This is a genomic window from Pontibacter sp. LHS2 (assembly GCF_058932845.1).
Genome location: NZ_JBZYWG010000002.1, coordinates 1011622 through 1038614, shown reverse-complemented (window position 1 = coordinate 1038614; position 26993 = coordinate 1011622). Strand labels below are relative to the sequence as shown.

The following is a 26993-nucleotide window of genomic DNA, read 5'->3' as shown; positions in this document are numbered from 1 at the left end:
TAATACAAGAGATGACCGATTTTAGTCAATGTATCTTGTTATCAAATAGTTATCTTTTGTTTGTCAACCTGTCTAAGATTGGCGAGTAAGACTCCATGACAGCTACCTGCACGCGACCTTTCTCGTCTCTTTCATTTAATATCGGTGTGCCTTCTTTTATTTCCCGAATTACTCCATCCTCGTCTACAAAGAAATTTTTAGGATAATCTTCTATTCCCCACTTTTCAAATAATTCTTTTGCGTCAGGAAGAATAAGAAACTCAAAAGGGTGTTTGGCCAGAAGACTCTTGATTTTTGTTGCGTCTTCAGGTGCAGGGGCTAAAAATACTACCTGTTCGTATTTGTCTTTGAGCTTATTTAGTTCTGGGAATTCCAGAATACATGGTCTGCAAGTGGTAGACCAAAAGTTGAGCATAACTACTTTGCCTTTCAAAGAATTGGAGTCTACTACTTTTCCATCAAGTGTCTTCAACGAAAATGACGGAAGCACTTTGTTCTTATATTTTCGGACAAACTCATTCTCTATGGGTAGCACCTCAATATCAATGATGCTAGTATCTCCCACAATTGTTTCATCTGTCATGGCAATGGGGTAACCTAACGCTCTGATGCTGTCTTTTTGAGCTACAGTATAGAGCTTTCCTGCCTCATTTCGATACAACTTTACTTTTGTCTGAGCATAACCTGTCATGTAAATGGTTAACAGGGCTAGGGTCAATAATAAAACCTTAAGTTTCATAGCTCTTCTTTGTGTTTAAAGTTACTGGGAACCACTATAAAGGTCACTATGATGTATATCTGTCAGTTAGGTAGAATAATTATACCCCAACCTGACCCCACTATCTTTAACTTCAAGCCTCGCTTTCCTGCCGCAAACAAGCGCCAAGTTATCTGGTTCGTGACCGGTCGGGAAGCCGTAGCAAACAGGATAATCATACTTGCCGGTGTGCTCCGCTATGATCTCGTAAGCGTCTTTGCCAAAAGGAATAGCGTTGTCTTTCATCAGGCTGAAGTGCCCGACGATAAGGCCTGCCAGGTCTTTTAACTTACCGGCGCGGTCAAGGTGCACCATCATCCGGTCGATGCTGTAGAGATACTCGTCCACATCTTCCAGAAACAAAATCTTGCCCTTGGTGGTGAAGTCAGAACTGGTGCCGGAAACGTTGTGCAGGAGCGCCAGGTTGCCACCGATCAGCTGACCTTCAGCTATACCTGTGCGGTTGAAAGCATGGGGGGCAGTGCTGTAGCTGAGTTCCTCGCCAAAGAGTATACGGCGCAGGCTGTCCAGCGCGGCCTCGGTACCTGTCGGGAATAGCAAGGGCATGATGCCGTGAATGCTCTCTATACCTAAACTGTGAATGTGGCAAAGGAGAGAGGTGATGTCGCTGAACCCGACTACCCATTTTGGGTGCTTCTGAAAACGGCTGAAATCTACCTGGTCGAGGATGCGGGTGGTGCCGTAACCGCCACGGGCACAGATGATGGCTTTGATATCGGGTCGGTCGAGGGCCTGTTGAAGGTCCTGCAAACGCAGAGCATCATCGCCGGCAAATACACCATACTGCGCTCCCACTGACGGGCCTACTTCCACTTTTAGACCCCAACCTTTCAGGATGTCAATGGCGCCGGCAATTTCTTCGTGGCTGATGAGTCGGGCGGTGGCGATGATGGCGATTTTGTCGCCAGGCTGAAGTGGTGTGATCATGGGTAAAGCAATTTTTGGTGATAAACGAAGGTATGGCTTTTTGCTAAAATTTGCGAGGCTGCAAAATTTTGGGCAATTTCGGAACCTCGTTTGCTGTGGCCTCTTCGCCCGCCGCCTGTACCTGAACAAGCGCTGTGTGAGCGGGAACCTTAAACTAACCTTTTTATGACTGAACTTCAGAAAAAAAAGTCAGGAATTGACAAGTTCCTATCGGTAGTGGAGCGTATTGGCAACGCCCTGCCGCATCCAGCCACGCTGTTTGCAGGCTTTGCGCTGCTTGTGATTATCCTGTCGTGGGTTGCCAGTTTGTTTGACCTGGCGGTAACGCACCCAGGTACCGGCGAGACCATAACACCAGTTAACCTGCTCTCCACCGAAGGCTTGCACCTGATTCTGACCAAGATGGTGACCAACTTCACAGCTTTTGCGCCACTGGGTACAGTACTCGTTTCTTTGCTAGGTATAGGTATAGCCGAGGGTACAGGCCTGATCGGTGCGGTGCTGCGATTAGTGGTACTGTCGTCACCTAAAAAACTGCTGACCTTTGTGATCGTATTTGCGGGGGTTATCTCCAACACGGCTTCTGAAGTTGGTTACGTACTGCTGGTGCCATTGGCGGCTGTTATTTTCCTGGCAGCTGGTCGTAATCCGCTGGCTGGTTTGGCGGCGGCTTTTGCTGGTGTGTCAGGTGGCTACAGTGCCAACCTGCTATTGGGTACCATCGACCCGCTTTTAGCTGGTCTGTCTACGGAGGCTGCCCGCATCATTGATGCAGACTATACCGTAAACCCTGCGGCCAACTACTATTTCATGTTTGTTTCTACTTTCCTGGTAGCTGGTCTGGGTACCTGGGTGACGGAGAAAATTGTGCTGCCCCGATTGGGTGAGTACACCGGTGATGAAAAGCCACAAAGCATTGACCGTCTGAACAAAGACGAAAAACGTGGCTTGCTATATGCGACGCTAGCCATCTTAGCTTCCATTGCTTTCATATTGGGGGGCTTGATACCAGAGGATGGTTACCTGCGCAACCAAGAGACAGGAGAGGTGCTCAACTCGCCATTCATGTCAGGTATAGTAGCCTTCATTTTCTTGCTTTCTGCTATTGGCGGTATCGCTTACGGTATAGGCGCCAAGACCATCAAAAACGACAGCGACGTAATGCGTGGTATGTCCAAGTCAATGGAAACACTGGGTTCTTACATCGTACTCGTGTTCTTTGCAGCGCAGTTCGTAGCTTATTTCAATTGGACCAATCTGGGCCTTATTCTGGCGATTAACGGAGCGGATGTGTTACAGACAATGGGCCTGAGTGAGATTCCGCTTATGATCATGTTCATCCTGGTGGCTGCTGTAATTAACCTGGTAATGGGCTCTGCTTCAGCCAAGTGGGCGATCATGGCGCCAGTGTTTATCCCGATGTTCATGCTATTGGGCTATACTCCGGAGTTTACGCAGGTAGCTTACCGTATCGGTGACAGTGTAACAAACATTATCTCACCGATGATGTCGTATTTCGCCCTGATTGTGGCCTTTATTCAGCGGTATGACAAGAACGCAGGTATAGGCACCGTGATCTCCACCATGCTTCCTTACTCTATTGTGTTCTTTATTGGCTGGGTGATCTTGCTGATCGTCTGGATCCTGCTGGGCTTGCCGATAGGGCCGGGTGCCGAGATGTATATGCCACAGCCTTAAGAAGCATTAGGTATAAAACTGAAAGGGCCGGTATTGCATATGCAGCACCGGCCTTTTCTGTTAGTAACTTTATCCCGCTATTATAGCAGAGGTGTAATCGCCTTGATATTAAAACAGCTTCAGTCCCACACTCAGTAGGATTTGCTCATTCGCCAAGTCGTAATTGCTCTGATTTGTTGGGTTTTCGTAGTTGCGACTGATGCGCTCGTAGCGCAGGTCAACTGTCAGGCGCTGGATATCAAGGCCTATACCTGCCTGGTAACCCCAGTCAGAGTTCTCCATAAAGCTCCTGATGTTCTGTCCATCCTGGCGAGCGCTCAGCAGCGTAGAAGCCACTGGTCCTGCCTGCACGCGAACCAAATTGGCTATACTTATACCTGCCATAATAGGCACATCCAGTCGGTTGAACTTGATATCAGACACCCGGTTGGCGATTGAAGTGTTAGGGTTAGAATCCAGTCGACCCCCGGTCTGCGTAAAAATAGCCTCGGGCTGAATAAAGAGGCCCAGGATGTTCACGCGGGCAAAAGCGCCGGCATGGTAACTGGTCACAGATTCTTTTTTTGCATACTCAGCAGGGTTGCTGGTGACATCACGCACACTTACACTGGAAGATCCCACACCGGCTTTCACGCCACCAGTCAAAAATTGCGCCTCAGCCGCCGTACTTAGGGCAAAGAGCGCGCATATAGTTAGCACTAAATTCTTCATAGCTATTAGTTTAGATTCAAAAAGGTTATGCCTCACTCAACGTGATATGGGTATAACGAATAATCAATAGCCATTTAGTACGTAACTATGTAAATATAGGGTATGTAGTATTGAATTGTAGTACTATTCTATGATTGGTTAGCTGAGCTGCTACCGGCAAAAGATGCATAATTTATCCATTACACTTCATCGTAAGGTATAGCCCGAGGGCTAATCAAACTGTCATCTGCACTGAGTATAGCAGTCGCCTCTATCTCTACCAATTGCTCCGGTTTGATGAGCGCCCTTACCTCCACAATAGTTGATGCTGGTTTTATCTGACTGAAGAACTCACCATGGGCGCGGCCCACAGCCTCCCATTGGCTGATATCGGTTAAGTAAATACGAGTGCGCACTACATGCTGCAGCGTGGCACCGGCCTCATGTAAGGCCTTCTCTATTTTCTGAAGGATATACCGGGTCTGCTCATAAGCATCGCCTACACCGATCACTTGGTCGCCATCAGTGGCTGTAGTGCCCGCCACTTCCACTACATTGCCCACACGCACGGCACGGCTATACCCAATCATATTTTCCCATACAGCACCCGAAGAAATGTTTTGTCTTTTCATAGTTTGATGAGTTTAGAAGTAATACCTGTCAAAACAGATAAAAGCCTGCTGAATTGTGCATCTAGTATCAGCACGTATGGTACAGCAAGCAATGAACAATTTAACAATTTAGTCCTCAACAATTAAATATATCCGACGCATTATCAGCTTCCTGTCGGGTTCTATACCTGATACTCCGGCAGAATCCTTAATTTTGGGTAAACAATTGCCTCTTAATGCGCCTAAGATCGAAACCTGTGCTTTGCAACTACTACGTTACTTACCGCTGTAACGCAAAGTGCTCATTTTGCGACATCTGGGAAAAGCCATCGCCTTATATCACCTTAGAGGACGTCGAGCAGAACCTGCGTGACCTGAAGCAGCTAGGCGTGCAGGTGATTGACTTTACGGGGGGAGAGCCATTGCTGCATCGGCAAATCGATCAGATGTTGGAAATGGCTCACGACATGGGCTTCATCACTACGCTCACCACCAACGGCATGCTCTACCCCAAACTGGCGGAGCGACTGAAAGGCAAAGTAGACATGCTGCATTTCTCGCTGGACTCAGCCCACAAGGAGGAGCACGATACCGGACGAGGCGTGGCCTGCTATGATTTTGTGATGGAGTCGATCCAGGTAGCCAAGCGATTGGGTGAGCGACCCGATATTCTCTTCACCGTGTTCCGCCATAATCTGAATCAACTGGAGGAGGTTTACCACAGCATCACGCAGCCTAACAAACTGATGCTGATCATCAATCCTGCCTTTGAGTATAATGACGTGGCGGTAGGGGAGCAACTCACAGAAGCGGAACTCGACTACCTGACTGACTTTGGAAAGCGCAAAGGCGTATACCTGAATGATGGCTTCGTACAGCTGCGTCGCGATGGAGGAAACAAAGTAACTGATCCGGTTTGCAAAGCGGCAAGCACGACACTGGTTATCTCGCCGGAAAATGAACTAGTACTGCCTTGCTACCATCTTGGTACCAAAAGCTTCCCGATAAAGGGTAGTTTGCGTGCGCTATACCTGAGTCAGGAGGTTGAGGAACTGAAGCAACTGGAAGGGCGATTGCCAGCCTGCGAAGGCTGTACCATCAACTGCTACATGCAGCCCAGTTTTGCCGTAGAGATAAACAAATACTTTTGGAAAGCACTTCCGAGTACCCTCAAATACAACCTGAGCAAAGGAACCTGGAAGCGCCTTTTAAATTGATGCTTGGTAAATGGTTGAATTGCTGATAATAGTGCACGAAACAATTTGAGTCACTTTACCAGATAAACCCAAACGTCCCCTCGGCACCTGGGCAACGACATTACACAGTAACTTCGCTACGACTTTTTAACTTTCTAACTACTAAACTTTCTAACTTAAAATATGCCAGTTATACTTCCTGTGAAAGGTATAAGCCCGCAAATGGGCGATGATTGTTTTGTGGCCGAAAACGCTACGATTGTGGGCGATGTCGTGCTGGGCCGTGAGTGCTCGGTGTGGTTCAACGCTGTGATCAGAGGCGATGTGAACGCGATTCGGATTGGTGACAAAACCAACATCCAGGACGGAGCTGTGATCCATTGCACTTACCAAAAAGCCGCTACGACTATTGGCAGCAACGTGTCCATTGGGCACAACGCCATCGTACATGGCTGTACCGTGGAGGATAATGTGCTGATCGGGATGGGAGCGATCGTGATGGACAATGCGCTGGTGCAGAAAAACTGCATTGTGGCTGCCGGAGCAATTGTGCTGGAGAATACCGTGTGTGAGTCAGGCTCCATTTATGCCGGTATACCTGCCCGTAAGGTAAAGCAACTGAGTCAGGAACAGATTGATGGACTGGACAAAGTAGCTAACAACTATGTAATGTATAGCGGCTGGTTTACTAACCCGGAAGGATAAGGCTATAAAAAAAGAAGGCTATACCTGTCAGGTATAGCCTTCTTTTTTTAGAAGTTCGGTTCCTCTGTTTGAGGTTCTATCTGCGACTGAAAATCTTCTTTGACTGTAAAGAGTACCCATTCTACGCGTCGGTCCGATTTCTCCAGTACTCTGATCTCATACTCATTAGAATCGGCTACTTCATTCAGGTCATCCGGGATATGGCCATAGGTCATGGTCACGAAGCCGCCTACGGTTTCGTAGTCTTCGCCTTCGGGTATAGGGAAAGGAAGGTAGTCATTCGCATCTGACACAGGGGCGCCGCCATTGACACGGTATTCAAAGTCGCTCAGACGCTCCACAATCGGAACCTCCTCATCGTATTCATCCTGTATCTCGCCTACTAATTCTTCGATGATGTCTTCTATCGTAACAATGCCTGACACACCGCCAAACTCATCTGTGACGATGGCCATGTGCATGTGGCGTCGCTGAAACTGCTGCAACAGGCGGGGGATCTTTTTGGTCTCGGGCACGAAATAAGCCGGGCGCATTAGCTTCTCGATAATGATCGGCTCACCAAGTCGCATCAGGCTCAGGATGTCCTTCACGTACAGCACGCCCACAATGTTGTCAATGGAGCCATCGTATACGGGAAGTCGGGAGTAGCCCTCCTCAAATATCACCTCCATTAGTTCTGGCTCCGGTATGTTAACATCAATAGCCACCATGCGGGTGCGGGGCACCATGACCTGTTTCACCATGCGCTCGTTAAACTCAAACACATTTTCCATCAGCTCATGCTGTGAGTCTATCAAGAGGCCACCCTCAGCACTTTGTTCAAAGAGCAATCGGAGCTCTTCGGGAGAGTGCACTTCGGAGCCATGCACCGGGCGTATACCCATAGAGCGCAGCACCAGGTTGGCAAACCCGTTGAGTATCCAGATAAAAGGCCTGAACAGGTAGTAGAAAAAGCGAAGGGGTAGGGTAATGGCAAGTGTTGTAGCCTCGGAGCGCTGTATGGCCAGTGATTTAGGAGCCAGCTCACCAAATACAATGTGCAGCACGGTGATGATCGCAAAGGATATCGGAAGGGCTATTTTGTGGGCCAAGGCCTCGCTGCCCTGGTAGCCGAAAAACTCCATCACGTTGATGACGATCTGGGAAACGACACTTTCGCCTATCCAACCCAATCCGAGTGAGGCCAGCGTTATACCTAGTTGCGTGGCTGACAGGTATGCGTCCAGGTGGGTGAGCATGTGCTGGGCCAATCTGGCCATGGAGCTGCCTGCCTGTGCCCGAAGCTCGATCTGTGAGGCTCGAACTTTTACGATCGCAAACTCCGCCGCCACAAAGAAGCCGTTAAGCAATACCAGAAATATAGTGAGAAAGATGTTTAGAATCATAGCGTGTTACGGTGCGGTTTGCTTCCGGCTGCGTAAAATTAAGCTAAAATACGTGTTTTTACTATATATGTGTATGCTATAAGCAAGATAACGGATCGTTGGTGACTTAGCGGCTTCACAAATGGCATCCCGCCAAAATAAGAAGAGGTGCCACGGGGGCACCTCTTCTTATGGACACTTTTCAGGTGGTTAGTATTGAACCTGCATGGCGGGTGCCTGGGCGGTGCTAAACAACTCGCGGGCATTTTCAAGTGAAAGAAGTGGCAAAAAAACAGCTTTGGCCTCTTCTTCCGAAATTATTCTGTAAGCATGCTCTGAAGAAGTGTCGAGGAAGGGATTGCAGAAAGAGTAAATAAATTCATCTGAGAAAGTACGGTACACAATATGAAAACTGTGTTTCTCGTCGCGTGCAAGTTTGATCGCCTTAAAAGTAGGGCTCATTTCCTTGCCGCAAACAGTTTTGATAGTGGTGAACTCCTGTGGCTGAAAGTCTGTATTCATAGTTTTGAATAGGGGTTATGTTAATTATCGGATATAAAATATACGTTTTAGCACTTCTTATAATTCCTTAGGCAGGCTTTATGAATACTTTATATCCGTGAATGGCTTGAATTGGAGGGTGAATAGCTACCGTCTGACAATCAACGGCTTAGTATGCTTGCATACGGTCACAGAATGAGGGTTTTTGCTTCCGGGCTGGTCATTTGTGCTAAACAGAAACTACCTGCTGGTTCTAGCTGTTATTCATAGCAATAAGATGGGCTTTGGCAGGTAATAGCCTGTCATCTGTCTTTTGGCATGGGACGATGCTGCCGGAGAGATGGGGCTTTCATTCAAAATCTTTACTTTTGTAAGAATGCTTCCGGGCGTTGGTGATCTTATAGAATTAACTAGACATACCCTTATGAGAAATAATTTAAGGCTAGCGCTTCGCCTTACCTGGCTGCTACTGGTTATGATGACCTTTACAGCGCAAATGGTGCAGGCACAGGTGCTCAAGCCTGCTTCCTGGAGCTACGATGTCTCCAAAAAGGAAGTCAAAGTGGGTGAGGAGGTGGAGCTCATTTTCAATGTGAAAATTGACAAAGACTGGTACCTCTACTCTTCTGATTTCGATCCGGACCTGGGACCGATGGTGACGGAATTTAAGTTTGCCAAACACCCGTCGTATCAGCTCGTGGGTAAGATCAAGCCTGTCAATCCCAAGAAGAAATACGATGAACTGTGGGAAGGGGAGTATACCTATTTTGTTGGCACGGCGCAGTTCCGACAGAAAGTAAAAGTGCTGCAACCTGACCTGGTGGTGAAAGGCTCTTATGAGTATCAGGTATGTACCGATATAGACGGCAAGTGTATTCCGTTTGATGATGACTTTGCTTTCACCAATGCACAGATCAAAGTATCAGCAGCGAGCGGTGCTGCGACACCACCAACCACTACTCCTACCCAATCGCCTGTAGAGGCCATAGAGCAGGCTCCTAAGGAGGCTACTACACAGGCAGCAGCTCCAGACGGACTTGATACGGCTGTTCCGCCTACCTTGCCGCTAGACTCTGTACTAGCCGTTGAAGATACCCTGGCAGAAAATGGAGAGACAGCAGAAACGCTAACACCTGCTCTGATCGACTTTTCAAACGAAGATGAGTCGGGTGGAAGTCTCTGGGCCTTTATGCTGATCGCTTTTGGCTCGGGACTGGTGGCATTGCTAACACCCTGCGTATTTCCGATGGTGCCTATGACAGTAAGCTTCTTTACGGGAAGCAGCCAGAGCCGTGCTCAGGCTATCGGAAAGGCTTTTTTATACGGCATCTCGATCATTGCCATTTACACTGTAGCAGGTACTATAGCTGCTAAGCTGTTTGGTGCCGATGGTGCCAACTTCCTGAGCACGCACTGGCTGCCTAATGTGCTTTTCTTTGCCATATTTGTGATCTTTGGTATGTCTTTCCTGGGCTTGTTCGAAATCACGCTGCCAAGCTCGTGGCTGAACAAAGCCGATGCGCAGGCTGATAAAGGCGGCATTTTAGGGGTGTTTTTCATGGCCTTTACGTTGGTGCTGGTGTCGTTTTCGTGCACAGGACCCATTGTAGGCAGCATCCTGGTCGCTTCTGCCGGAGGTGAAACGCTGCGTCCGGTACTGGGTATGTTCGGTTTTTCACTGGCCTTTGCGCTGCCTTTTACCTTGTTCGCGATCTTCCCATCATGGCTAAGTGGCCTGCCAAAGTCCGGTGGCTGGCTTAACTCTGTGAAAGTAGTGCTGGGCTTCTTGGAGCTGGCATTGGCACTTAAGTTTCTGAGTATTGCCGATCAGGTATACCACTGGGGGATATTGGACCGTGAGGTATACCTCGCACTGTGGATCGTGATCTTTACCTTGATGGGTTTCTATCTGCTGGGCAAGCTTAAGTTTGCGCACGACTCCGATCTGCCATACATCAGCGTGCCGCGTATTTTCATGGCCATCGCTACGTTTGCCTTTGTGGTATACCTGATCCCGGGTATGTTCGGGGCCCCATTGAAAGCACTATCAGGTTATCTGCCACCGCAGTCTACCCATGACTTCGACATCAACGCCCTGGTGCGCCAGAGCGGGGGAGGCAGCTCAGCTCAGTATACCTCATCTAATCAGTTGTGCGAACCGCCTAAGTATGCCGACTTCCTGCACTTGCCACATGGCTTGCAGGGCTATTTCGATCTGGAGCAGGCCAAGCGCTGCGCCGCTGAGCAGGGCAAGCCTATTTTCATCGACTTTACGGGGCACGGTTGCGTGAACTGCCGCGAGATGGAGGCCAACGTATGGTCACATCCGGAAGTGCTGAGACGCCTGCAGGAGGATTATGTGATAGCGGCTCTGTATGTCGATGATAAAAGCGAATTGCCTGAAAGTGAGTGGTATGTAAGTGAGTATGACGGTAAAGAGAAGAAAACGCTCGGCAAAAAATACGCTGACTACCAGATCACCAAATTCAACGTGAATGCCCAGCCTTATTATGTGCTGATGGACGAGAACGAGAATATGCTGGTGAAACCCATCGCCTACGACCTGAGTGTGGAGAACTTTGTGAAGTTTTTGGATGCGGGTGTTGCGGCCTACAATAACAATAAGCAGGTAGCACAGAAGTAACGACAGACTTCACTTGTCTTCCAGACCTGTGAGTGTCTTGCATGCTACGAAGCAAAAAATATATACCATAGTAACTTCACTTGAAGCGGGTATAAAATAAGAAAGCCCCACCTGAATAGGTGGGGCTTTCTTATTTTAGAAGGTGTACTAACCTTACTTTGCCTCGTTGTAGCGACGGGTTACTTCTTCCCAGTTCACCACGTTCCAGAATGCGCTGATATAGTCTGGGCGACGGTTCTGGTAGTTCAGGTAGTAAGCGTGCTCCCACACGTCAAGACCCAGGATTGGCTGGCCACCGCAACCCTCTGCGAATGGCATCAGTGTGTTGTCCTGGTTTGGTGTAGAGCAGATTTCCAGCTTGCCGTCTTTCACGCAAAGCCAAGCCCAACCTGAACCGAAGCGGGTAGCCGCAGCTGCATTGAACTTCTCTTTCATCTGGTCAAAAGAACCGAAAGCAGAGTTGATGGCATCAGCTATTTCACCTGAAGGCTGACCACCACCATTTGGTGAGAGGATCGTCCAGAACAGGTTGTGGTTATAGTAACCACCGCCATTATTGCGAACTGCTTTGTTGTCTTCTTTCACATTGCGCATGATTTCCTCGATGCTCATGTTTTCCATCTCAGTACCAGCGATCGCCTTATTCAGGTTATCGGTGTAGGCCTGGTGGTGTTTTGTATGGTGGATTTCCATCGTGCGCGCATCGATATGTGGTTCCAGCGCGTCGTAGGCGTAAGGTAGTTTCGGTAATTCGAAAGCCATAGTTTTGTGTGGTTTTATATGTGAAAAATAGCATACGTACAGATTTATAGGTGTACGTATGCATTTGAAATGTGAGTTTCAAAGATAGTTATTTTCTTTTTGCTGCAAAGAACGAGGCCATCAGTTCGGCACACTCCTGGGCCATCACACCGCTCACCATTTCGGTTTTGGGATGCAGCAAATTGCCCACTCTTCTGTAACCGCGCTTGGGTTCAGATGTTCCGAATACGACACGCTTGAGCTGTGCCCAATAGCTTGCGCCGGCACACATCACACAAGGCTCCACAGTCACATACAGGGTACAGTCGTGCAGGTATTTATTGCCCAGGTATTCAGCTGCAGCAGTAAGGGCCAGCATCTCGGCATGGGCAGTTACGTCATTGAGCTTCTCGGTCTGGTTATAGGCTTTGGCAATGATGCGGTTGTTGCTTACGACCACGGCTCCAATTGGAATCTCCCCCTCCTCAAAGGCGTAAGTCGCCTGCCGGTAAGCCTCCTGCATAAAGTGGTCGTCGCTGTGTATAGATAGTAAGTCCACAGGTATAGGTGTTAGTGTTCGCTTTTGCACAAGATACACAAAAAAGCCCCTCCAGGAAAGGAGGGGCTTGAATGATCAGGTATAGGAAGTAGTCTGTTTTATTTTTTTATTCTGACTGAGGCCATGACCTCGCGGGCTGTCTCCTGCCAGTTGTTTTTCATCATAAAAGGCATGTGCATAGAGAATACCATCAATTGATTGCCCTGCACGGTATACTGCATGATGCTATACTTCTGCACCGGTGACAAATGGCTGCCAGAGCGCTCGTCGGCCATCACGGAAACGAACTCGAACACAATATAATCGCGGCCATTTATGGTAGCTACTTCGTCTCTGATGAAATCGACCTTCGTGAAACGCTCCAACAGGTTCGCCTTGTACACATCACGAAGCATCTTCAAGTCCTGAGCACCAAATTGCGAACGCTTCTGGGTCATGCTGAAATCAACCTGACCATTGGGGCTCGAGTATACCGCAACCGGTCGGTTGGCTGCCGGGTACTTGCGGGCAATACCATCGTCAGGGAGCGGCGTAAAATCGCGGGGCAGCATAACACTGACCTCCTTGGTGATCTGTATTTTCTTAAGTTTTGTATCGGCCAGGGCTACGCCGGCAATCAGGATAATAGCTAAAAAGGCTAAGTAGCGCATGTTCATAGGGTTGTTCGGGCAAAGGTATCAAATAATAAGGACTGTGATAGAGTATAGCAATTATTTTGCCAAAGCCTGAAAAGCCTTTAATCATGGTGTATACCTAGTAAATTGATATCTTCTACAAGTGAATGACGTTAAAAATTAAACAGTTGGACGCTACCGTATAGTGCCAGCAATTTGAAATTGAAGACCATTTAATTGTAAAAGCTATGTTAGGAAACATCATCGACAGTGTAAAAGGCCAGTTGACCGGCGAACTGCAAGACAAATTTCAGCTCGATCCACAGCAGGCAAATCAGTCTGTGGACTTAGCGAAAGACCACGTGGCAGAGGGGCTAAAGAAAGAGGCCTCGGGCGGCGATGCAAGTGGCATCATGAACATGCTGAAAGGCCAGAAAGCGCCTCAGGACAGCTCGGCTATGAACAGTACAATCCAGAATTATATAGGCGATCTGACATCTAAAGTAGGTATACCGGAGTCTGTAGCAAAACAGGTAGCTCCTTTTGTGGTGTCGTTCGTGATGAATAAAATAGGAGGCAAAGTCAATAACCAGTCTGACCTGATGGGCATGCTGGGCGGCGGTTTAACAGACAAATTGCCCAAAGGTATGGGAGACAAGCTTGGAGGGCTTTTTAAGTAAGCCAGCGGCAAGCCTGAAATAAAAGAAGCCATACCTAGTGGGTATGGCTTCTTTTTGGTTGTGTTGTTGTGTTTTTTGGTTGCAAGTCGGCAACTTACTTACATCTCACCTTAAACAAGTGTGCCTATAATTGCCGGAGCGGGGAGCTCCAAAGCAATGTTTTTAAGTCAGTTATCAAAAACTGAACTGGGTTTTTTCAATATTGACTACTTAACCGTGTCAGGTGCTAAAAAGTTTAACAACAGGTGAAAGAAAAGTCAGGAAACCTTTCCGCTACGATCTGCTTGGGTACACAATAGGCGTGCAGCGTCTGCTGTTGCGGCGCGAATATAGCACAAAATTCTATCAGAAAACCAAGTCAGGTAACAAGGGAGTGGTATTTTAAGGCACGGCTTTGTTGGGCTATACCTTAAAGGTGCTAAATAAGGGGCTTACCCAGATATATCAAAATTTACTATACTAACTTATATATATTATCGACCAAACCTACCTATGCTTCGGTCAATTGAAGTTGTCACTGTGTACTAAAGTCCTTAATTTTACCAGCTAAATGGTAGGTTAAATCAGTTGTACACTCCAACTGCCGGCATGTCCGAAGGTATAGGCGCTTTCTTTCTAAAATTTCTGAAGTTTGGCTTAGTAGGCTTTACCGGTCTCGTCCTTGATTTTGGTGTGACCTTTCTGGTAAAGGAAAAGCTGCGCTGGAACAAGTACATAGCCAATAGCCTGGGCTTTATCCTGGCCAGCATCAACAACTACATCCTCAATCGCCTCTGGACTTTCCATAGCCTGGACCCCGAAATAGGCTGGCAGTTTTCTAAGTTCCTGCTGGTGGCCGTCGCCGGTCTGATCATTAACAACCTGATCGTATACCTGCTGACCGAGAAGGTGAAGCTCAACTTCTACATTTCCAAATTCATCGCCATTGTGGTCGTGTTTATCTGGAACTTCCTGCTCAACTACCTCTATACCTTTACCCGCTAGTACTTATTCTTGGATACGGTAGATGCGCACATGCTCGTCTTTGTGCACACGCGGGTTCAGGAAGTGCAGCACCCGGTCATAGAGCGAAGGCGTGATGGTCGTTTCGAGCTCCAGTGCAGGGTATAAGCTATTGATGCGCTGCATGCGCTCTCCCATGTCTTTCTGACCCACCACCACCACATAGTCCGGTTGGAAAGGGTATAGGCTCAGCTCAGTTTGCAGACTGTCCAGCGACTTTTCTCCGTTCAGGCTATAGGCCATCACAAAGTCCTGTGGCAGCGGCTTGCCAGCCTTGTACTCGTCCCAGTCACGCTTATGGTTGAAGTGATACTCGTGAAACTCAGCAGCCAGACGATTCAGGTAATAAAGTGGTGGCTGCTTCATGGATGAGTTGCCGAACTCGAGTAAGACAGCATCCATATTCTGCTTCTCACCCAGGTATACGAGCGGTGCTACCCGGCTCTTTTTGGTGTAGGTAAACGACATGGCCACAGCTACCACTATGTTGAGGATCCAGAAAAAGGTCCAACTGGCTGCGAGTAGCTTTTTGCGCCGCTGCCAAAACTTGGCCGTACGCACAAAGTCCTGCCAGCCGATGACACCCAAAATCATGATAAGCGGGAAAAGCGGCAGAATGAAGCGCTCCTGCTTGTTCGGGAAGAGCGAGTGCACTACAAAAAATAGCAACCCAGCCCAGAAAAGCATGGGGGCCAGCCTAGCCGTGCGGCTGTAGCCCAGCAGCAGGTATACGCTGATGGGAGGGACCATGAAGCCCAGGATGGTTAGCAGGAAACGGTATACCGGTCCGGTACTGTAATTGTAAGCATTGTCGGCGTTGTAAAAGAAGTAAGTAACCACCGAGTGGAAAGGGTAATCAAAAAAAATCAGGTCGATCGTGCCCTGGATCAGCGTGGCCATGAGTATAAAGCCCAGAGTGAGCCATAAGATATCCTTCCATTGACGACGGTAAAGCAGCACCAGTCCAGCGCCGCCTAGAAAGAGTGCTGCATGGTAGCGGAACACAAAGGCCAGCGCAAACAGCGCTCCTGCCCATAGGTAATGCCAGTTTCTTTTGCGTTCATCTCCTTTCAGCATGTAATAAAAAGCCGCCATATAGGGCGGGATGCATACCATCTCCACAAGATTACGCACACTCATGAAAGGCATGAACCACATCAGTGCCAGCATCAAACCTACAATGCGGGCATTCGCCTGATTGGAAAGCCGCTCCGTGATCTTGTAGCCATAGTACACAATCAGCAGTGAGTATAAGCCGTGCAGCACCCGCACAAGGGTCATCTTGGTATCCGGGTTTGTGATGCCTGTACTCTCCATCAGGTAAAACAAACCGTAGTGTATACCTGCATAAAACATGCTGTGGCGTGGCGGCATAGGCTCGTGCAGCCACGAAGGCAAGCCATACAGCCAGTGCTGTGCAATTGTAATCACGTCAAAGTGATCGTCGTGGAAAGCAAAACCTTTCGAAAAGAAGGCGGCTATCATGCGAACCACGAATGCGATCAGCAGGATAAGCGACAGCGGCACCATGAGCCGGTTGTGAACCCCGACTTGATCGGCCGTCGCAAGCTTTTCGGAAGCAGTTTGAGAAGGGAATGACATAAGACAATATTATATATAATAGGATTGACCTATGATATTTTAAGAAAACCCGTTCCAAAGTTAAAAGATATACACTTAAGTTTGTGTATGAATTTGACTGAGCCAAAGTATAAGACGCCTTTTTTGGAGCGCAAAAGCATCACCTTGCTTGTTGGTATACTAGGTATAGCTGTGCTCCTGCTTATGGGCTATAACCAACTGCAACCCGAATCAGGCATTTACTCCCGCAATATTCTGGTGATGGGACATGCTGGCTCTGGGTTTTTCTCCCCCTTTAATCCTTACAATCCGCTGCCCGCCAACAGCATGGCATCTATTATAAAAGCCATGGAAGAGGATGGTGCCGATGGGGTAGAGGTAGATGTACATGTCAGTCAGGACGGCATCCCCATCCTTTACCATGACAATACCCTGGAAACGATGAGCGAAGGAGCTGGCATAATCGCAGAGCTGCCTGCCAGTGAGGTAGTAGGTATAAGGTATAAAGGAGGTGTTCTATACGACCTTTTCCACAGCGAGAAGATCATCACGATGGAAGCCATGCTACAGCGTTTCCAGACCTATCCTGAGCTGCCCTACCTGCACATTGATATCCGAAATCATGACGGTAGCCGAAATGCTTTTTATGCTCAATCGGTCTTAAACCTACTTCGTAAATATGAATACCCTGTAGAGAAATTAGCTTTCATCTTCAACCAGCCGGACATCCTGCATGCCGTGCGCGAACTGGAGCCCGAGGCCATGCTGATGCTGGATGCTGGCGAGGATTTTGACCTTTCAGCAAAGGAAGCGTTGGACAATCAGCTGCATGGTGTAACAGCCAATGGTAAGCACGTGAGTCAGGAACAGCTGTTGCAGGCGAGAGCACAGGGTTTGCAGGTGGTGCTGTTTGGAGGCAAATCGAAGGGGAGCATCGCCAAAATGCTGGAAATGGAGCCTGACGCCATTCAAGTGAATAACGTGAAGCGCATGCGCTCGCTACTGGGCAACTAGTAGAATAATCTTATCCAACGAGCATCATTAGCAATGCAAGCAGTATGATTGCCAGCGCGATATTTCGGAACGTGAACAAATGGCGTTTCATGGTAGGCGACTCTTATGGCAAGTTATTACAGCTACAGGCATAATAACGTGATTGGCAAGGCCTGAGATTAGCGTTGCAAGATTATACCTGCTAGTGCCTTGTTTTTCGACGCATGACAGCGAAACAATTATTACTTTTGCACTATATCAAAACAAAACGACATTTATGCTCCGGACACATACTTGCGGCGAACTAAGAATAGATAATGTAGGTGAAGAGGTTGTACTGACAGGCTGGGTACAGCGCCTGCGTGACAAGGGCGGCATGCTCTGGATTGACCTGCGCGACCGCTACGGCATTACGCAGCTTACGTTTGAAGACGGCGTAACATCGGCGCACCTGTTTGAGCAGGCCCGTGGCCTTGGCCGTGAGTACGTGATTAAAGTAGTGGGCAAAGTGATTGAGCGCTACTCCAAAAATGACAAAATACCGACTGGTGATATCGAGATTCACGCCTCTAAAATAGAAGTGCTGAATGCAGCCAAACTCCCTCCGTTTATGATAGAGGACGAAACCGACGGCGGCGATGACCTGCGCATGAAGTACCGCTACCTGGACCTGCGCCGCACACCTGTACGCCGCAACCTGGAGTTGCGTCACCAGATGATGCGTGCCGTGCGTTCTTACCTAGATGACCATTATTTTATCGAAGTAGAAACGCCGGTGCTGATTAAGTCTACGCCGGAAGGCGCCCGCGACTTCGTGGTTCCGAGCCGTATGAATCCTGGTGAGTTCTATGCCCTGCCACAGTCCCCACAGACGTTCAAGCAACTCCTGATGGTTTCTGGTTTCGACAAGTACTACCAGATCGTGAAATGCTTCCGTGACGAAGACCTGCGTGCTGACCGCCAGCCAGAGTTTACCCAGATCGACTGCGAGCTTTCTTTCGTAACCCAGGAAGATATTCTGAACACCTTCGAAGGCCTGATTCGCCATCTCTTCCTGAAAGTGAAAGGCGTAAACATCGACAAACTGCCGCGCATGACGTATGCCGATGCGATGAAATTCTACGGTTCTGACAAGCCAGATACCCGCTTCGAGATGCGTTTTGTGGAGATGAACGCGTTGGTGAAAGACAAAGGCTTCAAAGTATTCGATGATGCCGAACTGGTAGTAGGTATAAACGCCAAAGGCGCTGCCGGCTATACCCGCAAGCAACTCGACGAGCTGACGGACTTTGTGAAGCGTCCGCAAATCGGAGCGACTGGCCTGGTGTACGCCCGCGTGCAGGAAGACGGTACTGTGAAATCTTCAGTTGATAAGTTCTATACAGTAGAAGATCTACAAGCCTGGGCGACTGCCTTCAATGCTGAGCCAGGTGACCTGATTCTGATATTGGCCGGTGGAAGAGACAAAACCCGCAAAGCCCTGAACGAGTTGCGTCTGGAAATGGGTGAACGCCTAGGTCTGCGTGACAAGAACGTGTTCTCTCCGCTGTGGGTAGTAGACTTCCCGTTGCTCGAGTGGGACGAAGACAGCAACCGCTTCCATGCGATGCACCACCCGTTCACGTCACCAAAGCCAGAAGACCTGGAACTGATCGACGACCGTCCGGGTGATATCCGCGCGAATGCCTATGACATGGTGATCAATGGCGTAGAAGTGGGCGGTGGTTCTATTCGTATCCACGACCGCCGTTTGCAGGAGCAGATGTTCCGTTTACTGGGCTTTAGCAATGACGAGGCCAAGGCACAGTTCGGCTTCCTGATGGATGCTTTCGAGTACGGCGCACCGCCGCACGGTGGCATCGCCTTCGGCTTCGACCGCTTGTGCTCACTCTTCGGCGGCTCCGACTCCATCCGCGACTACATCGCCTTCCCGAAAAACAACTCAGGCCGCGATGTGATGATCGATGCACCGTCACCGATTGCCAATGCACAGCTGGATGAACTGCATATTAAAATGAAGAACCTGCCGTCGTAAGGTATAGGTAAATAAAATTAGAGGAAAGGCTGCCCGATGAGGGCAGCCTTTTTTTGTTTGAATCAGGATTTTCAGGATTTTATGATTTACAGGATTCTTGCAGATGCCGGGTCCAACCACCCTAACCCCTCTTTAGTTAAGGCGGGGAATTAGCTATTACTATTTACAAAGTATAGGGTTCGTAGTTTCTTCACATCCACTGGCACGCATTGCAAGCTAACTTGCACGATAGCTATGAAACAATGAATTAAGCCAAGTGCACTTTGTGGCGCTCCTCTGTTTGAGCGTTCAGCGAGTTTGGAGCGTCTTGATTTTTTTGCCTACTTTTTTCATCAAGGAAAAAAGTAGGTGCCCGCCGCACAGGCGAAGCTATGAAACAAAGTTAGTGACTAAGTAAAATTACAGTTGCTACGCCATTAAGGCATAGGTATAACTATAAAAAAAAGCGGCTGCCCTTTCCAGAGCAGCCGCTTTCATATCATCTCGCTATACCTTACAGCACGTCACTCAAAAGAGCAGGCGCTATACCAAGCAGAATCGTTAAAGCAGTAATGATAATTAGCATCACGTTCATAAAGCTGGTTGAGCGGATAGGCGCGTGCTCTTCATTAACAGGGTGCAGGTACATCGCGATAATTACGCGGAAGTAGTAGTACACACCCACGGCAGCCAGAATCACCGCTACTACAATCAGCCACATCATATCCGGATTCTCTATCAAGGCCGAGAACACGAAGAACTTACCGAAGAAACCGGCCGTGAGTGGTATACCTGCTAACGAAAGCATTGATACTGCCACAGAGAAAGCCAGCAGTGGATTGGTTTTGCCCAGGCCGTTGAAAGCTTCGTAATTTTCGTTCTGACGCTGTCTTGATACCAGCTGCAGCACACCGAAAGCGGCGATAGAAGCAGTAGAATAAGCGAACGAGTAGAACAGGATAGCAGAAGTAGACAAATTGTTGAAAGCGAGCAGCGTCATCAGTAGGTAGCCTGCATGCGAGATACTGGAGTAAGCCAGCATGCGCTTCATGCTTTGCTGTACCACCGCGCCTACGTTACCAATCAGGAGCGTCAGCACGATGATGGCCACCAGCGTTGGCATCCAGCTGCCGTAAGAAGCGGCGAAGGCGGCATCCATTAGCTTGTAGAAAGCAGCCACACCAGCCGTCTTTACCACGGTTGACATATAAGCCGTCCATACCGTTGGTGTACCTTCGTACACGTCAGGCGTCCAGAAGTGGAAAGGAGCGGCAGAAACTTTGAAAGAGATACCGATGATAATCATTAGCACACCCAGCAGGAACATGGCGTTGTACACACCGTCCGTCCCCATGGCTTCAGCTGAACCGGCAATCTCAGCGATGTTGAAGGTACCTGTTGCACCGTAAATCATTACGATACCGAACAGCAGTACGCCCGTGAAGAAAGAACCCATGAGGAAGTACTTCAGGGCGGCTTCTGCGGAGCGCAGGCTACCTTTGTCGCTGCCCGCCAGTACGTACATGGCAATCGAGAGAATCTCTATACCTATGAACAGCATCAGCATGTTGTTGTAGCTCACCATCATGATGGCGCCTACCAGCGAGAACAGAATCAGGGCGTAGAGTTCGCCTATGTTTTCGTCGTTGCGGGTAATGTAGTGCTGCGTGAAAGGCAGAATCAGGAGCGTCGAAAGGACCATGATGCCTGTGAAGGCCACCGCGAAATTGTCGACGGTAATCATGTTCTCGAAGTAGCTCTGGGTATCGTTCCAGTCGAGTAGGTTGATGCCGAACACAATCGCTAAAAACAGCAGCGACAGCGGCAACAGGATTCTTTTAGATTTCAGGAAGCCTACGAAGAGGCTGATAATCCCAAATCCAGATAGAAGTATAATCGAAATCATGTCGTTTAGTATCGTTTCGTTTTGCGGACTATCGGTTGATTATGCTCAGCAGCTGTCCAACCGCAGGCTCTGAAATGCTCAGGAAAGTGTTCGGGAACAAACCAATCCAGAAGACCATAATCACCAGCGGAATCAAAACAGCTTTCTCATGGAAGGTCAGGTCAGCGAAGCCTTCGGTGGCTTCTGACTTCGTGCCGAACATCACGCCCTGGAACATGCGCAGCATGTATACCGCACCCAAGATGATGGTCAGGCCGGCCACAGCGCCGAAGTAGTGGTTGTACTGGAACACACCCGACAACAATAAGAACTCCCCGATGAAGCCGTTTGTAAGCGGAAGCGCTACAGAGCCCATCAGCAGCACAAGGAACATAATAGAAAGCGCTGGCGTGGTCTGCGTAATGCCACCTAAGCTAGAAATCTCTCTCGTGTTGGTTCTGCGGAAGATGATGTCGATGATGAAGAACAGGCCGACTACGTTGATACCGTGGCTCAGCATTTGAATCACGCCACCTTGCAGGCCTTGCTCGTTCAGGGTGAAGATACCCGCCGCAATCAGGCCAACGTGCGCGATTGACGAATAAGCAATCAGGCGCTTGACGTCGCTCTGACGGATGGCGATGATGGAACCGTAGATGATACCGATGATGGAAAGCACGAGCACCGTGTCAGCCCACTGGCTCACACCTAGCGGCACAACAGGCAGCAACCAGCGCAGCACTCCGTAGATACCCATCTTCAGCATGATACCAGCCAGTAACATCGTCGCCTGTGTAGGAGACTCGGTATAGGTGTCCGGCTGCCAGGTATGGAACGGGAACACCGGCATTTTAATGGCGAAAGCAAGGAACAGGAACCAGAAAATCCAGCTCTGCGTCGCGCTGTCCAGCGTCAGTTGGTAGAAGGCGTTCACATTAGAAGAGTGCGCCGCCAGCTCGGTGCCAGCCGTCTGGAAGTACAGGTATACGAAAGCGGCCAGCATGAAAAGCGAACCGAAAATCGTGTAGATAAAGAACTTGAACGTAACCGGTATTCTGCGTGCACCGCCCCAAATGGCTGCGATGAAGTAAATCGGAATCAAGGCCACTTCCCAGAAGAAGTAGAACAGGAACGCATCCATCGCCACAAAAACGCCAATCAGGCCTGTCTGCATGAACAGCACCAGCGCATAAAACACGTGCGGGTTTTTGTAGTCGTGCTTGAAAGAAGAAAGCACAATCAGCGGCACCAGGAAAGTCGTCAGGAGCACCATCAGGAGGCTGATGCCGTCCATGCCGATGCTGAAACCGATACCTGCACGCTCCACCCACGGCATACTGAGGGCGAACTGTGTGGTAGCGTCTGGGACAAAGTTTACGATTGCGAATAGGGCAATGGAAAACTCAACGAGCGTTGCTATAAAAGCCACTTTCTTGGCACCTTCGCCTTTGATAAGCAACACCAGCAGTGCAGCTAGGGCAGGCCAGAAAAGTAATAGAGCTGTAATCATCTTCTTAGAACCTTAAGCGATAAAGAAGTTTAAAAATAGAATCAGGACAATGCTGGCTACCATCACAAACACATAGAAGCCAATAACGCCACTTTGTGTCAGACGCAACACGCGGCCGCTTGCCATCACCAGTTTGCCAAAGCCATTCACGATACCGTCTACTACAATCACATCCACAAAGCGGTGGAAAGCGGTTGACATGGCCATTACCGGACGAACAAACACGGTGTCGTAAATCTCGTCGATGTAGTATTTGTTGTAAATCAGGTTGTGGATAGGAGACAGGCGCGTTCCTTCTGGAGCCGGCACTGTTTCTTTCTTCACGTACATCACATAAGCAATGATAATCGCTATAACCGATACGACAACCGAAACAGCCATCAGAATGTACTCTGTGGCGTGGTCGATATGCGGTGCTTCCAGTGCGGCAGCGTTAGCCTGACGGGCAAAGTTGTAGATAGGCGACAGGAAGTTGCCTAAGGTATGCGTATCGCTGAAAACGGCTGGCAGACCGATGAAACCACCTATAGTGGAAAGGATAGCCAGTACAATCAGCGGAATGGTCATAGAAGAAGGTGACTCGTGCAGGTGCGAACGTTGCTCCTCCGTGCCACGGAACTTACCGAAGAAAGTCAGGAACAGGAGGCGGAACATGTAGAACGAGGTCATGAACGAAGCCAGAAGGCCGAGCGCCCACATCAGCTTGTTGTGCTCAAACACATGCGCCAGTAACTCGTCTTTCGAGAAGAAACCAGCGAATGGTGGTATACCTGAGATAGCCAATGTACCAATCAGGAAGGTGATGAACGTAATCGGCAACCACTTGCGCAGACCACCCATGTTGCGGATATCCTGTTCGTTGCTCACGGCGTGTATAACAGAACCAGCACCAAGGAACAACAGCGCCTTAAAGAAAGCGTGCGTGAGTACGTGGAAGATAGAAGAGGAGAAGGCCATCACACCCAGCGCGAGGAACATAAAGCCCAGCTGGGAAACGGTAGAGTAGGCCAGTACTTTCTTGATGTCATTCTGCGCTAGACCAATGGTAGCAGCTAGTAGTGCAGTTGCCAGACCGATGATGGCGATAAACTCCATCGTGGTTGGGGCCAGCACATACAGCACGTTCGAACGCAGCACCATGTAGATACCCGCCGTCACCATGGTTGCGGCGTGAATCAGGGCTGAAACTGGCGTAGGACCCGCCATCGCGTCAGGAAGCCATGTAAATAACGGAATCTGCGCACTCTTACCCATGGCACCCACAAACAGGAGCATCGTAATCGCAATCATCACACCGCTGTCGGTCAGGCCCGTCATCTGCGAAGCAGACAGGAATACCTCTGGGTAGCTCACGCTTCCGAAGGTGATGAAAATAAGGAAAATGCCTAATAGGAAGCCCAAGTCACCGATACGGTTCATGATAAAGGCTTTCTTGGCGGCATTGTTATAGTTGTGGTTCTTGTTCCAGAAGCCAATCAGCAAGTAGGAGCAAAGACCAACGCCTTCCCAGCCTACAAACATCATCACGTAGTTAGAGCCCATCACGAGCAGCAACATCGAGAACATAAACAGGTTGAGGAAAGAGAAGAACTTGCCGTAGTTTTCGTCGTGGCTCATATACCCCGCCGAGTACACGTGAATCAGGAAACCGATACCTGTTACCATCAAGAGCATCAGCAGTGTGAGCTGGTCAATCAGGAACGAGAACCCAATCTCGAGGCTGCCTACCGTGAACCAGTTGTAGAGGTCAACGATGTAAGGGCGGCTGCCATTGGAGGTGAAGTCGATGAACAGGTATACCGATATCAGAAACGAGGCCAGCACCGTGCCAGAGCCTAGCAGACCTACAAGGGCCTTAGGCAATTTGCGGTTGCCAAGTCCGTTAATCAGAAAGCCTATGAACGGCAGGAGCGGCACAAGCAAACACAGCAGCGCCATTTCCTGATTGTTGATGGGCATTACTACTTCTTGCATTTAGCGTATGATTTAGTGAAGCTATTCAGGTTAAGTAATGTGTGGGCTACCACTTGAGGTAGTTCAGCAGTTGCACATCGGTGGTGCGCAGGTTGCGGTAAATCATCACGATGATGGCCAGACCAACTGTTACTTCCGCCGCTGCTACCGCCATGATGAAGAACACAAAGATTTGTCCGTTCGGGTCAGAGCGATAAGATGACAAAGCGACCATCAGGACGTTCACGGCATTGAGCATCAGCTCAACACACATAAAGATGACAATTGCGTTTCGTCTGGTAAGAACGCCGATTACGCCAATGGCGAAAAGGGCCGTGCTGAAGTACAGGTAGAATTCAAGCGGGATGGTTCGGATAACCTCTGGCATTTGGTTCATCGTCTGGTTGCTGAACGTATTACTGGTAAATTACAATTCTGAAATCAAGTCGCAAAGTTATCCCCATTTTTGTAAAATCCATAACATATTTCTAATCTTCTTGCCCGATCAACAGCTTAGTTTCATGTCCCTGAAGATTTATATTTTAGTTGGTGCGGACACACCTTGTTAGCCGATAGCTTATACTTTCCTTTTCGGGCTGCGTAGGGTATAAGACTTATTTTTGATAGCATTATCGCTCTTGTGCTATACCTTCGCCTGATCAGGTATAGTGAAGTTGAGTTGTCCATTCAGGATGTTATGACCTGATGCTTTAAAATTGTATGAAGTTAGAATACTTATCTCCTCTATACCTGATTTGCCTGGTTGCACTGTTTTCGTCTTGTCAACAGCCAACTACCAGATCGTCCACAATACCTTATCATGCCGATCTGACTATGAAAGCTACTATTGAGAAGCACCTTCACTTCGATAACCTGCCATCTGCTTCGGGGCTTGAGATGCTGGGGGACCACTATTATGTGACTGGAGACGACTCTCCATACCTATACAAGCTGGACGAAAACTACCAGTTAGTATCCCATGAAGCCATTTTTGATACAACCGGCTTCGAAAATGGACGCACTGCTAAAGCTGACAAAGCTGACCTAGAGGGCATGACCCTTTTGCAACATCAAGGCAAGCCCTATCTGCTTATGATGGGTTCAGGTTCAGCCCCTTCCCGTCGTAAAGCCTATCTTTACAACATTTGCGGTGATGATATCTGTAGAGAAGGAGCAGGCACACATGGAGCAAGGACCATCGATTTGGATCCCCTTTACAAAGAACTTGAAGCGCAGATGAAGTTAGGGGAGAGTCTGCTTAACATTGAAGGCGTAGCTGCCGGGCATGGCCGGCTCTACCTGATGCAGCGAGCTATCGGGACTGGTCAAAATATGTTGATCTCTTATAATCTAGCCGAATTTATACCTTATCTGTTGTCAGAGTCAGCTGCACAACCACCCAGGCCAGAATTGGCATACTTCCGTTTACCCGAGCTTAAACTCCTGCAGGCTGGCTTTTCTGGTGCCTATGTGTATGATGACAAGCTTTTCTTCACGGCTTCACTGGAAGATACGAACGACGCCTACGGTGATGGTGAGGTTTTGGGAAGTTATATCGGGTATATTCCTTTCGATGCGATAGGAAAACAGGATACCTTGGAAATCCCTGCTACACTTATGCTGCAAGCAGATGGACAGCCTTACACAGGTAAGGCGGAATCATTAGTCGTGCAAAAGCGTGAAGGAAAAGGAAGGTATCGATTAGTAGTAGTTTCAGATGACGATATGGGCGGATCTGAGTTGCTGGAGGTGCTATTAAGCGTAGAGCAATAAAAAAGCCAGCACTTCGCAGCACTGGCTTTCTATTTTTTGAAAGTATACCTCGCTTAGAAGTTCTGCTCTCCCGCTTCTCTTTTGCCAATCATCACGGCACCCACCATCGATACCAGGAATAATACCGCTACTAACTGGAACGGCAGCATGTACTTCGTAAACAGCACCTTGCCCAGGTTCTCTACCATGCCTACCTGCGAATTGAAGGTGGCTGGATCTGGGTGGCCTAACGTCACATCTTTCAAGGCAGCTACTACCACTGTGAACAGCAATCCACCTGCTACAGTACCCGCTATTTTGGCCAGTACATTTCGTTTAAGGGTACCTTCCACGTTTTTGCCTGTGTTGATGAACATCAGTACGAACAGGAAAAGTACCATGATGGCCCCTGCATATACGATGATGTTTACCGCTGCCAGAAACTGGGCATTTAGTAGAATGTAGTGTGCTGATATTGTGAAGAATGTCAGGATCAGGAAGATTACACTGTACACAGGGTTCTTAGAAATCACAACCATCACGGCGCAAAGCAGTGTCAGCGAAGCAAAAAAGAAAAACAGACTCTCTGTCATCG

Annotated in this window: 25 protein-coding genes; 9 read left to right on the top strand and 16 right to left on the bottom strand. The window is 48.7% G+C overall.

Annotated elements, in window-relative coordinates; translation table 11 throughout:
* Positions 1-49: 49 nt before the first annotated feature.
* Together AC5FX6_RS13045 and AC5FX6_RS13040 are read right to left on the bottom strand one after the other, a co-directional pair.
* Complete coding sequence (locus AC5FX6_RS13045; protein ID WP_493597489.1) at positions 50-739, bottom strand: TlpA disulfide reductase family protein; 690 nt, start codon at positions 737-739, stop codon at positions 50-52.
* A gap of 66 nt (positions 740-805) precedes the next feature.
* Positions 806-1705 (bottom strand): S66 peptidase family protein, encoded by a 900-nt coding sequence (locus AC5FX6_RS13040; RefSeq protein ID WP_493597488.1) that lies wholly within the window; start codon positions 1703-1705, stop codon positions 806-808.
* Positions 1706-1870: 165 nt separating this feature from the next.
* Here AC5FX6_RS13040 and AC5FX6_RS13035 point away from each other — a divergent pair, with 165 nt between their 5' ends.
* The gene (locus AC5FX6_RS13035; protein ID WP_493597487.1) at positions 1871-3403 is read left to right on the top strand and encodes an AbgT family transporter; all 1533 of its coding nucleotides are present in this window, start codon (positions 1871-1873) and stop codon (positions 3401-3403) included.
* A gap of 108 nt (positions 3404-3511) precedes the next feature.
* Here AC5FX6_RS13035 and AC5FX6_RS13030 read toward each other — a convergent pair whose 3' ends face one another.
* Complete coding sequence (locus tag AC5FX6_RS13030; protein WP_493597486.1) at positions 3512-4114, bottom strand: porin family protein; 603 nt, start codon at positions 4112-4114, stop codon at positions 3512-3514.
* 179 nt (positions 4115-4293) lie between these two features.
* Positions 4294-4725 carry a RidA family protein gene (locus tag AC5FX6_RS13025; protein ID WP_493597485.1) on the bottom strand — a complete coding sequence of 144 codons (432 nt, stop codon included), beginning with the start codon at positions 4723-4725 and terminating at the stop codon, positions 4294-4296.
* 215 nt (positions 4726-4940) lie between these two features.
* Between AC5FX6_RS13025 and AC5FX6_RS13020 the strand changes: the two genes are divergently transcribed.
* Positions 4941-5921, top strand: a complete 981-nt coding sequence (locus tag AC5FX6_RS13020) for a radical SAM protein (protein ID WP_493597484.1) — start codon at positions 4941-4943, stop codon at positions 5919-5921.
* Between the two features lie 162 nt (positions 5922-6083).
* Positions 6084-6605, top strand: coding sequence for a gamma carbonic anhydrase family protein (locus tag AC5FX6_RS13015; RefSeq protein WP_493597483.1), 522 nt, complete (start codon positions 6084-6086; stop codon positions 6603-6605).
* A 47-nt stretch (positions 6606-6652) separates the two neighbouring features.
* Here AC5FX6_RS13015 and AC5FX6_RS13010 read toward each other — a convergent pair whose 3' ends face one another.
* Positions 6653-7990 (bottom strand): hemolysin family protein, encoded by a 1338-nt coding sequence (locus AC5FX6_RS13010; protein ID WP_493597482.1) that lies wholly within the window; start codon positions 7988-7990, stop codon positions 6653-6655.
* 189 nt (positions 7991-8179) lie between these two features.
* Complete coding sequence (locus AC5FX6_RS13005; RefSeq protein WP_493597481.1) at positions 8180-8491, bottom strand: hypothetical protein; 312 nt, start codon at positions 8489-8491, stop codon at positions 8180-8182.
* 403 nt (positions 8492-8894) lie between these two features.
* Between AC5FX6_RS13005 and AC5FX6_RS13000 the strand changes: the two genes are divergently transcribed.
* Positions 8895-11114: a protein-disulfide reductase DsbD family protein gene (locus tag AC5FX6_RS13000; protein WP_493597480.1), complete on the top strand. Its 2220-nt coding sequence runs from the start codon at positions 8895-8897 to the stop codon at positions 11112-11114.
* Between the two features lie 153 nt (positions 11115-11267).
* On the opposite strand, the gene AC5FX6_RS12995 is transcribed toward AC5FX6_RS13000, so the two are convergent.
* From AC5FX6_RS12995 to AC5FX6_RS12985, 3 genes are all read right to left on the bottom strand, one after another.
* Positions 11268-11876, bottom strand: a complete 609-nt coding sequence (locus AC5FX6_RS12995) for a superoxide dismutase (RefSeq protein ID WP_493597479.1) — start codon at positions 11874-11876, stop codon at positions 11268-11270.
* A gap of 88 nt (positions 11877-11964) precedes the next feature.
* A complete protein-coding gene (locus AC5FX6_RS12990) occupies positions 11965-12414 on the bottom strand; it encodes a nucleoside deaminase (protein WP_493597478.1) in 450 nt (149 codons plus the stop codon).
* Between the two features lie 98 nt (positions 12415-12512).
* Complete coding sequence (locus AC5FX6_RS12985) at positions 12513-13064, bottom strand: hypothetical protein (RefSeq protein WP_493597477.1); 552 nt, start codon at positions 13062-13064, stop codon at positions 12513-12515.
* Between the two features lie 212 nt (positions 13065-13276).
* On the opposite strand from AC5FX6_RS12985, the gene AC5FX6_RS12980 reads away from it, so the two are divergent.
* Positions 13277-13708, top strand: coding sequence for a hypothetical protein (locus AC5FX6_RS12980; protein ID WP_493597476.1), 432 nt, complete (start codon positions 13277-13279; stop codon positions 13706-13708).
* A 567-nt stretch (positions 13709-14275) separates the two neighbouring features.
* Positions 14276-14692 (top strand): GtrA family protein, encoded by a 417-nt coding sequence (locus AC5FX6_RS12975; RefSeq protein ID WP_493597475.1) that lies wholly within the window; start codon positions 14276-14278, stop codon positions 14690-14692.
* Between the two features lie 3 nt (positions 14693-14695).
* Here the strand turns inward: AC5FX6_RS12975 and AC5FX6_RS12970 are convergent, their stop codons facing one another.
* On the bottom strand, positions 14696-16312 hold the full coding sequence (locus tag AC5FX6_RS12970) for a glycosyltransferase family 39 protein (protein WP_493597474.1): 1617 nt from the start codon (positions 16310-16312) through the stop codon (positions 14696-14698).
* Positions 16313-16399: 87 nt separating this feature from the next.
* Between AC5FX6_RS12970 and AC5FX6_RS12965 the strand changes: the two genes are divergently transcribed.
* Positions 16400-17305 (top strand): glycerophosphodiester phosphodiesterase, encoded by a 906-nt coding sequence (locus AC5FX6_RS12965; RefSeq protein WP_493597473.1) that lies wholly within the window; start codon positions 16400-16402, stop codon positions 17303-17305.
* Between the two features lie 256 nt (positions 17306-17561).
* Positions 17562-19319 carry an aspartate--tRNA ligase gene (gene aspS / locus AC5FX6_RS12960; RefSeq protein WP_493597472.1) on the top strand — a complete coding sequence of 586 codons (1758 nt, stop codon included), beginning with the start codon at positions 17562-17564 and terminating at the stop codon, positions 19317-19319.
* Positions 19320-19812: 493 nt separating this feature from the next.
* On the opposite strand, the gene AC5FX6_RS12955 is transcribed toward aspS, so the two are convergent.
* The 5 genes from AC5FX6_RS12955 to AC5FX6_RS12935 form a co-directional block, all read right to left on the bottom strand.
* The gene (locus AC5FX6_RS12955) at positions 19813-21204 is read right to left on the bottom strand and encodes an NADH-quinone oxidoreductase subunit N (protein ID WP_493597471.1); all 1392 of its coding nucleotides are present in this window, start codon (positions 21202-21204) and stop codon (positions 19813-19815) included.
* A gap of 28 nt (positions 21205-21232) precedes the next feature.
* Entirely contained in the window at positions 21233-22693 is a 1461-nt protein-coding gene (locus AC5FX6_RS12950) for a complex I subunit 4 family protein (RefSeq protein WP_493597470.1), read from the bottom strand.
* A 12-nt stretch (positions 22694-22705) separates the two neighbouring features.
* Positions 22706-24667, bottom strand: a complete 1962-nt coding sequence (gene nuoL / locus AC5FX6_RS12945) for an NADH-quinone oxidoreductase subunit L (RefSeq protein WP_493597469.1) — start codon at positions 24665-24667, stop codon at positions 22706-22708.
* Positions 24668-24713: 46 nt separating this feature from the next.
* The gene (gene nuoK, locus AC5FX6_RS12940) at positions 24714-25043 is read right to left on the bottom strand and encodes an NADH-quinone oxidoreductase subunit NuoK (RefSeq protein WP_196117166.1); all 330 of its coding nucleotides are present in this window, start codon (positions 25041-25043) and stop codon (positions 24714-24716) included.
* 246 nt (positions 25044-25289) lie between these two features.
* The gene (locus AC5FX6_RS12935) at positions 25290-25415 is read right to left on the bottom strand and encodes a hypothetical protein (RefSeq protein ID WP_493597468.1); all 126 of its coding nucleotides are present in this window, start codon (positions 25413-25415) and stop codon (positions 25290-25292) included.
* A gap of 65 nt (positions 25416-25480) precedes the next feature.
* Between AC5FX6_RS12935 and AC5FX6_RS12930 the strand changes: the two genes are divergently transcribed.
* A complete protein-coding gene (locus AC5FX6_RS12930) occupies positions 25481-26419 on the top strand; it encodes a DUF6929 family protein (RefSeq protein WP_493597467.1) in 939 nt (312 codons plus the stop codon).
* 53 nt (positions 26420-26472) lie between these two features.
* Here the strand turns inward: AC5FX6_RS12930 and AC5FX6_RS12925 are convergent, their stop codons facing one another.
* Positions 26473-26991, bottom strand: a complete 519-nt coding sequence (locus AC5FX6_RS12925; RefSeq protein WP_493597466.1) for an NADH-quinone oxidoreductase subunit J family protein — start codon at positions 26989-26991, stop codon at positions 26473-26475.
* Between the last annotated feature and the right edge of the window lie 2 nt (positions 26992-26993).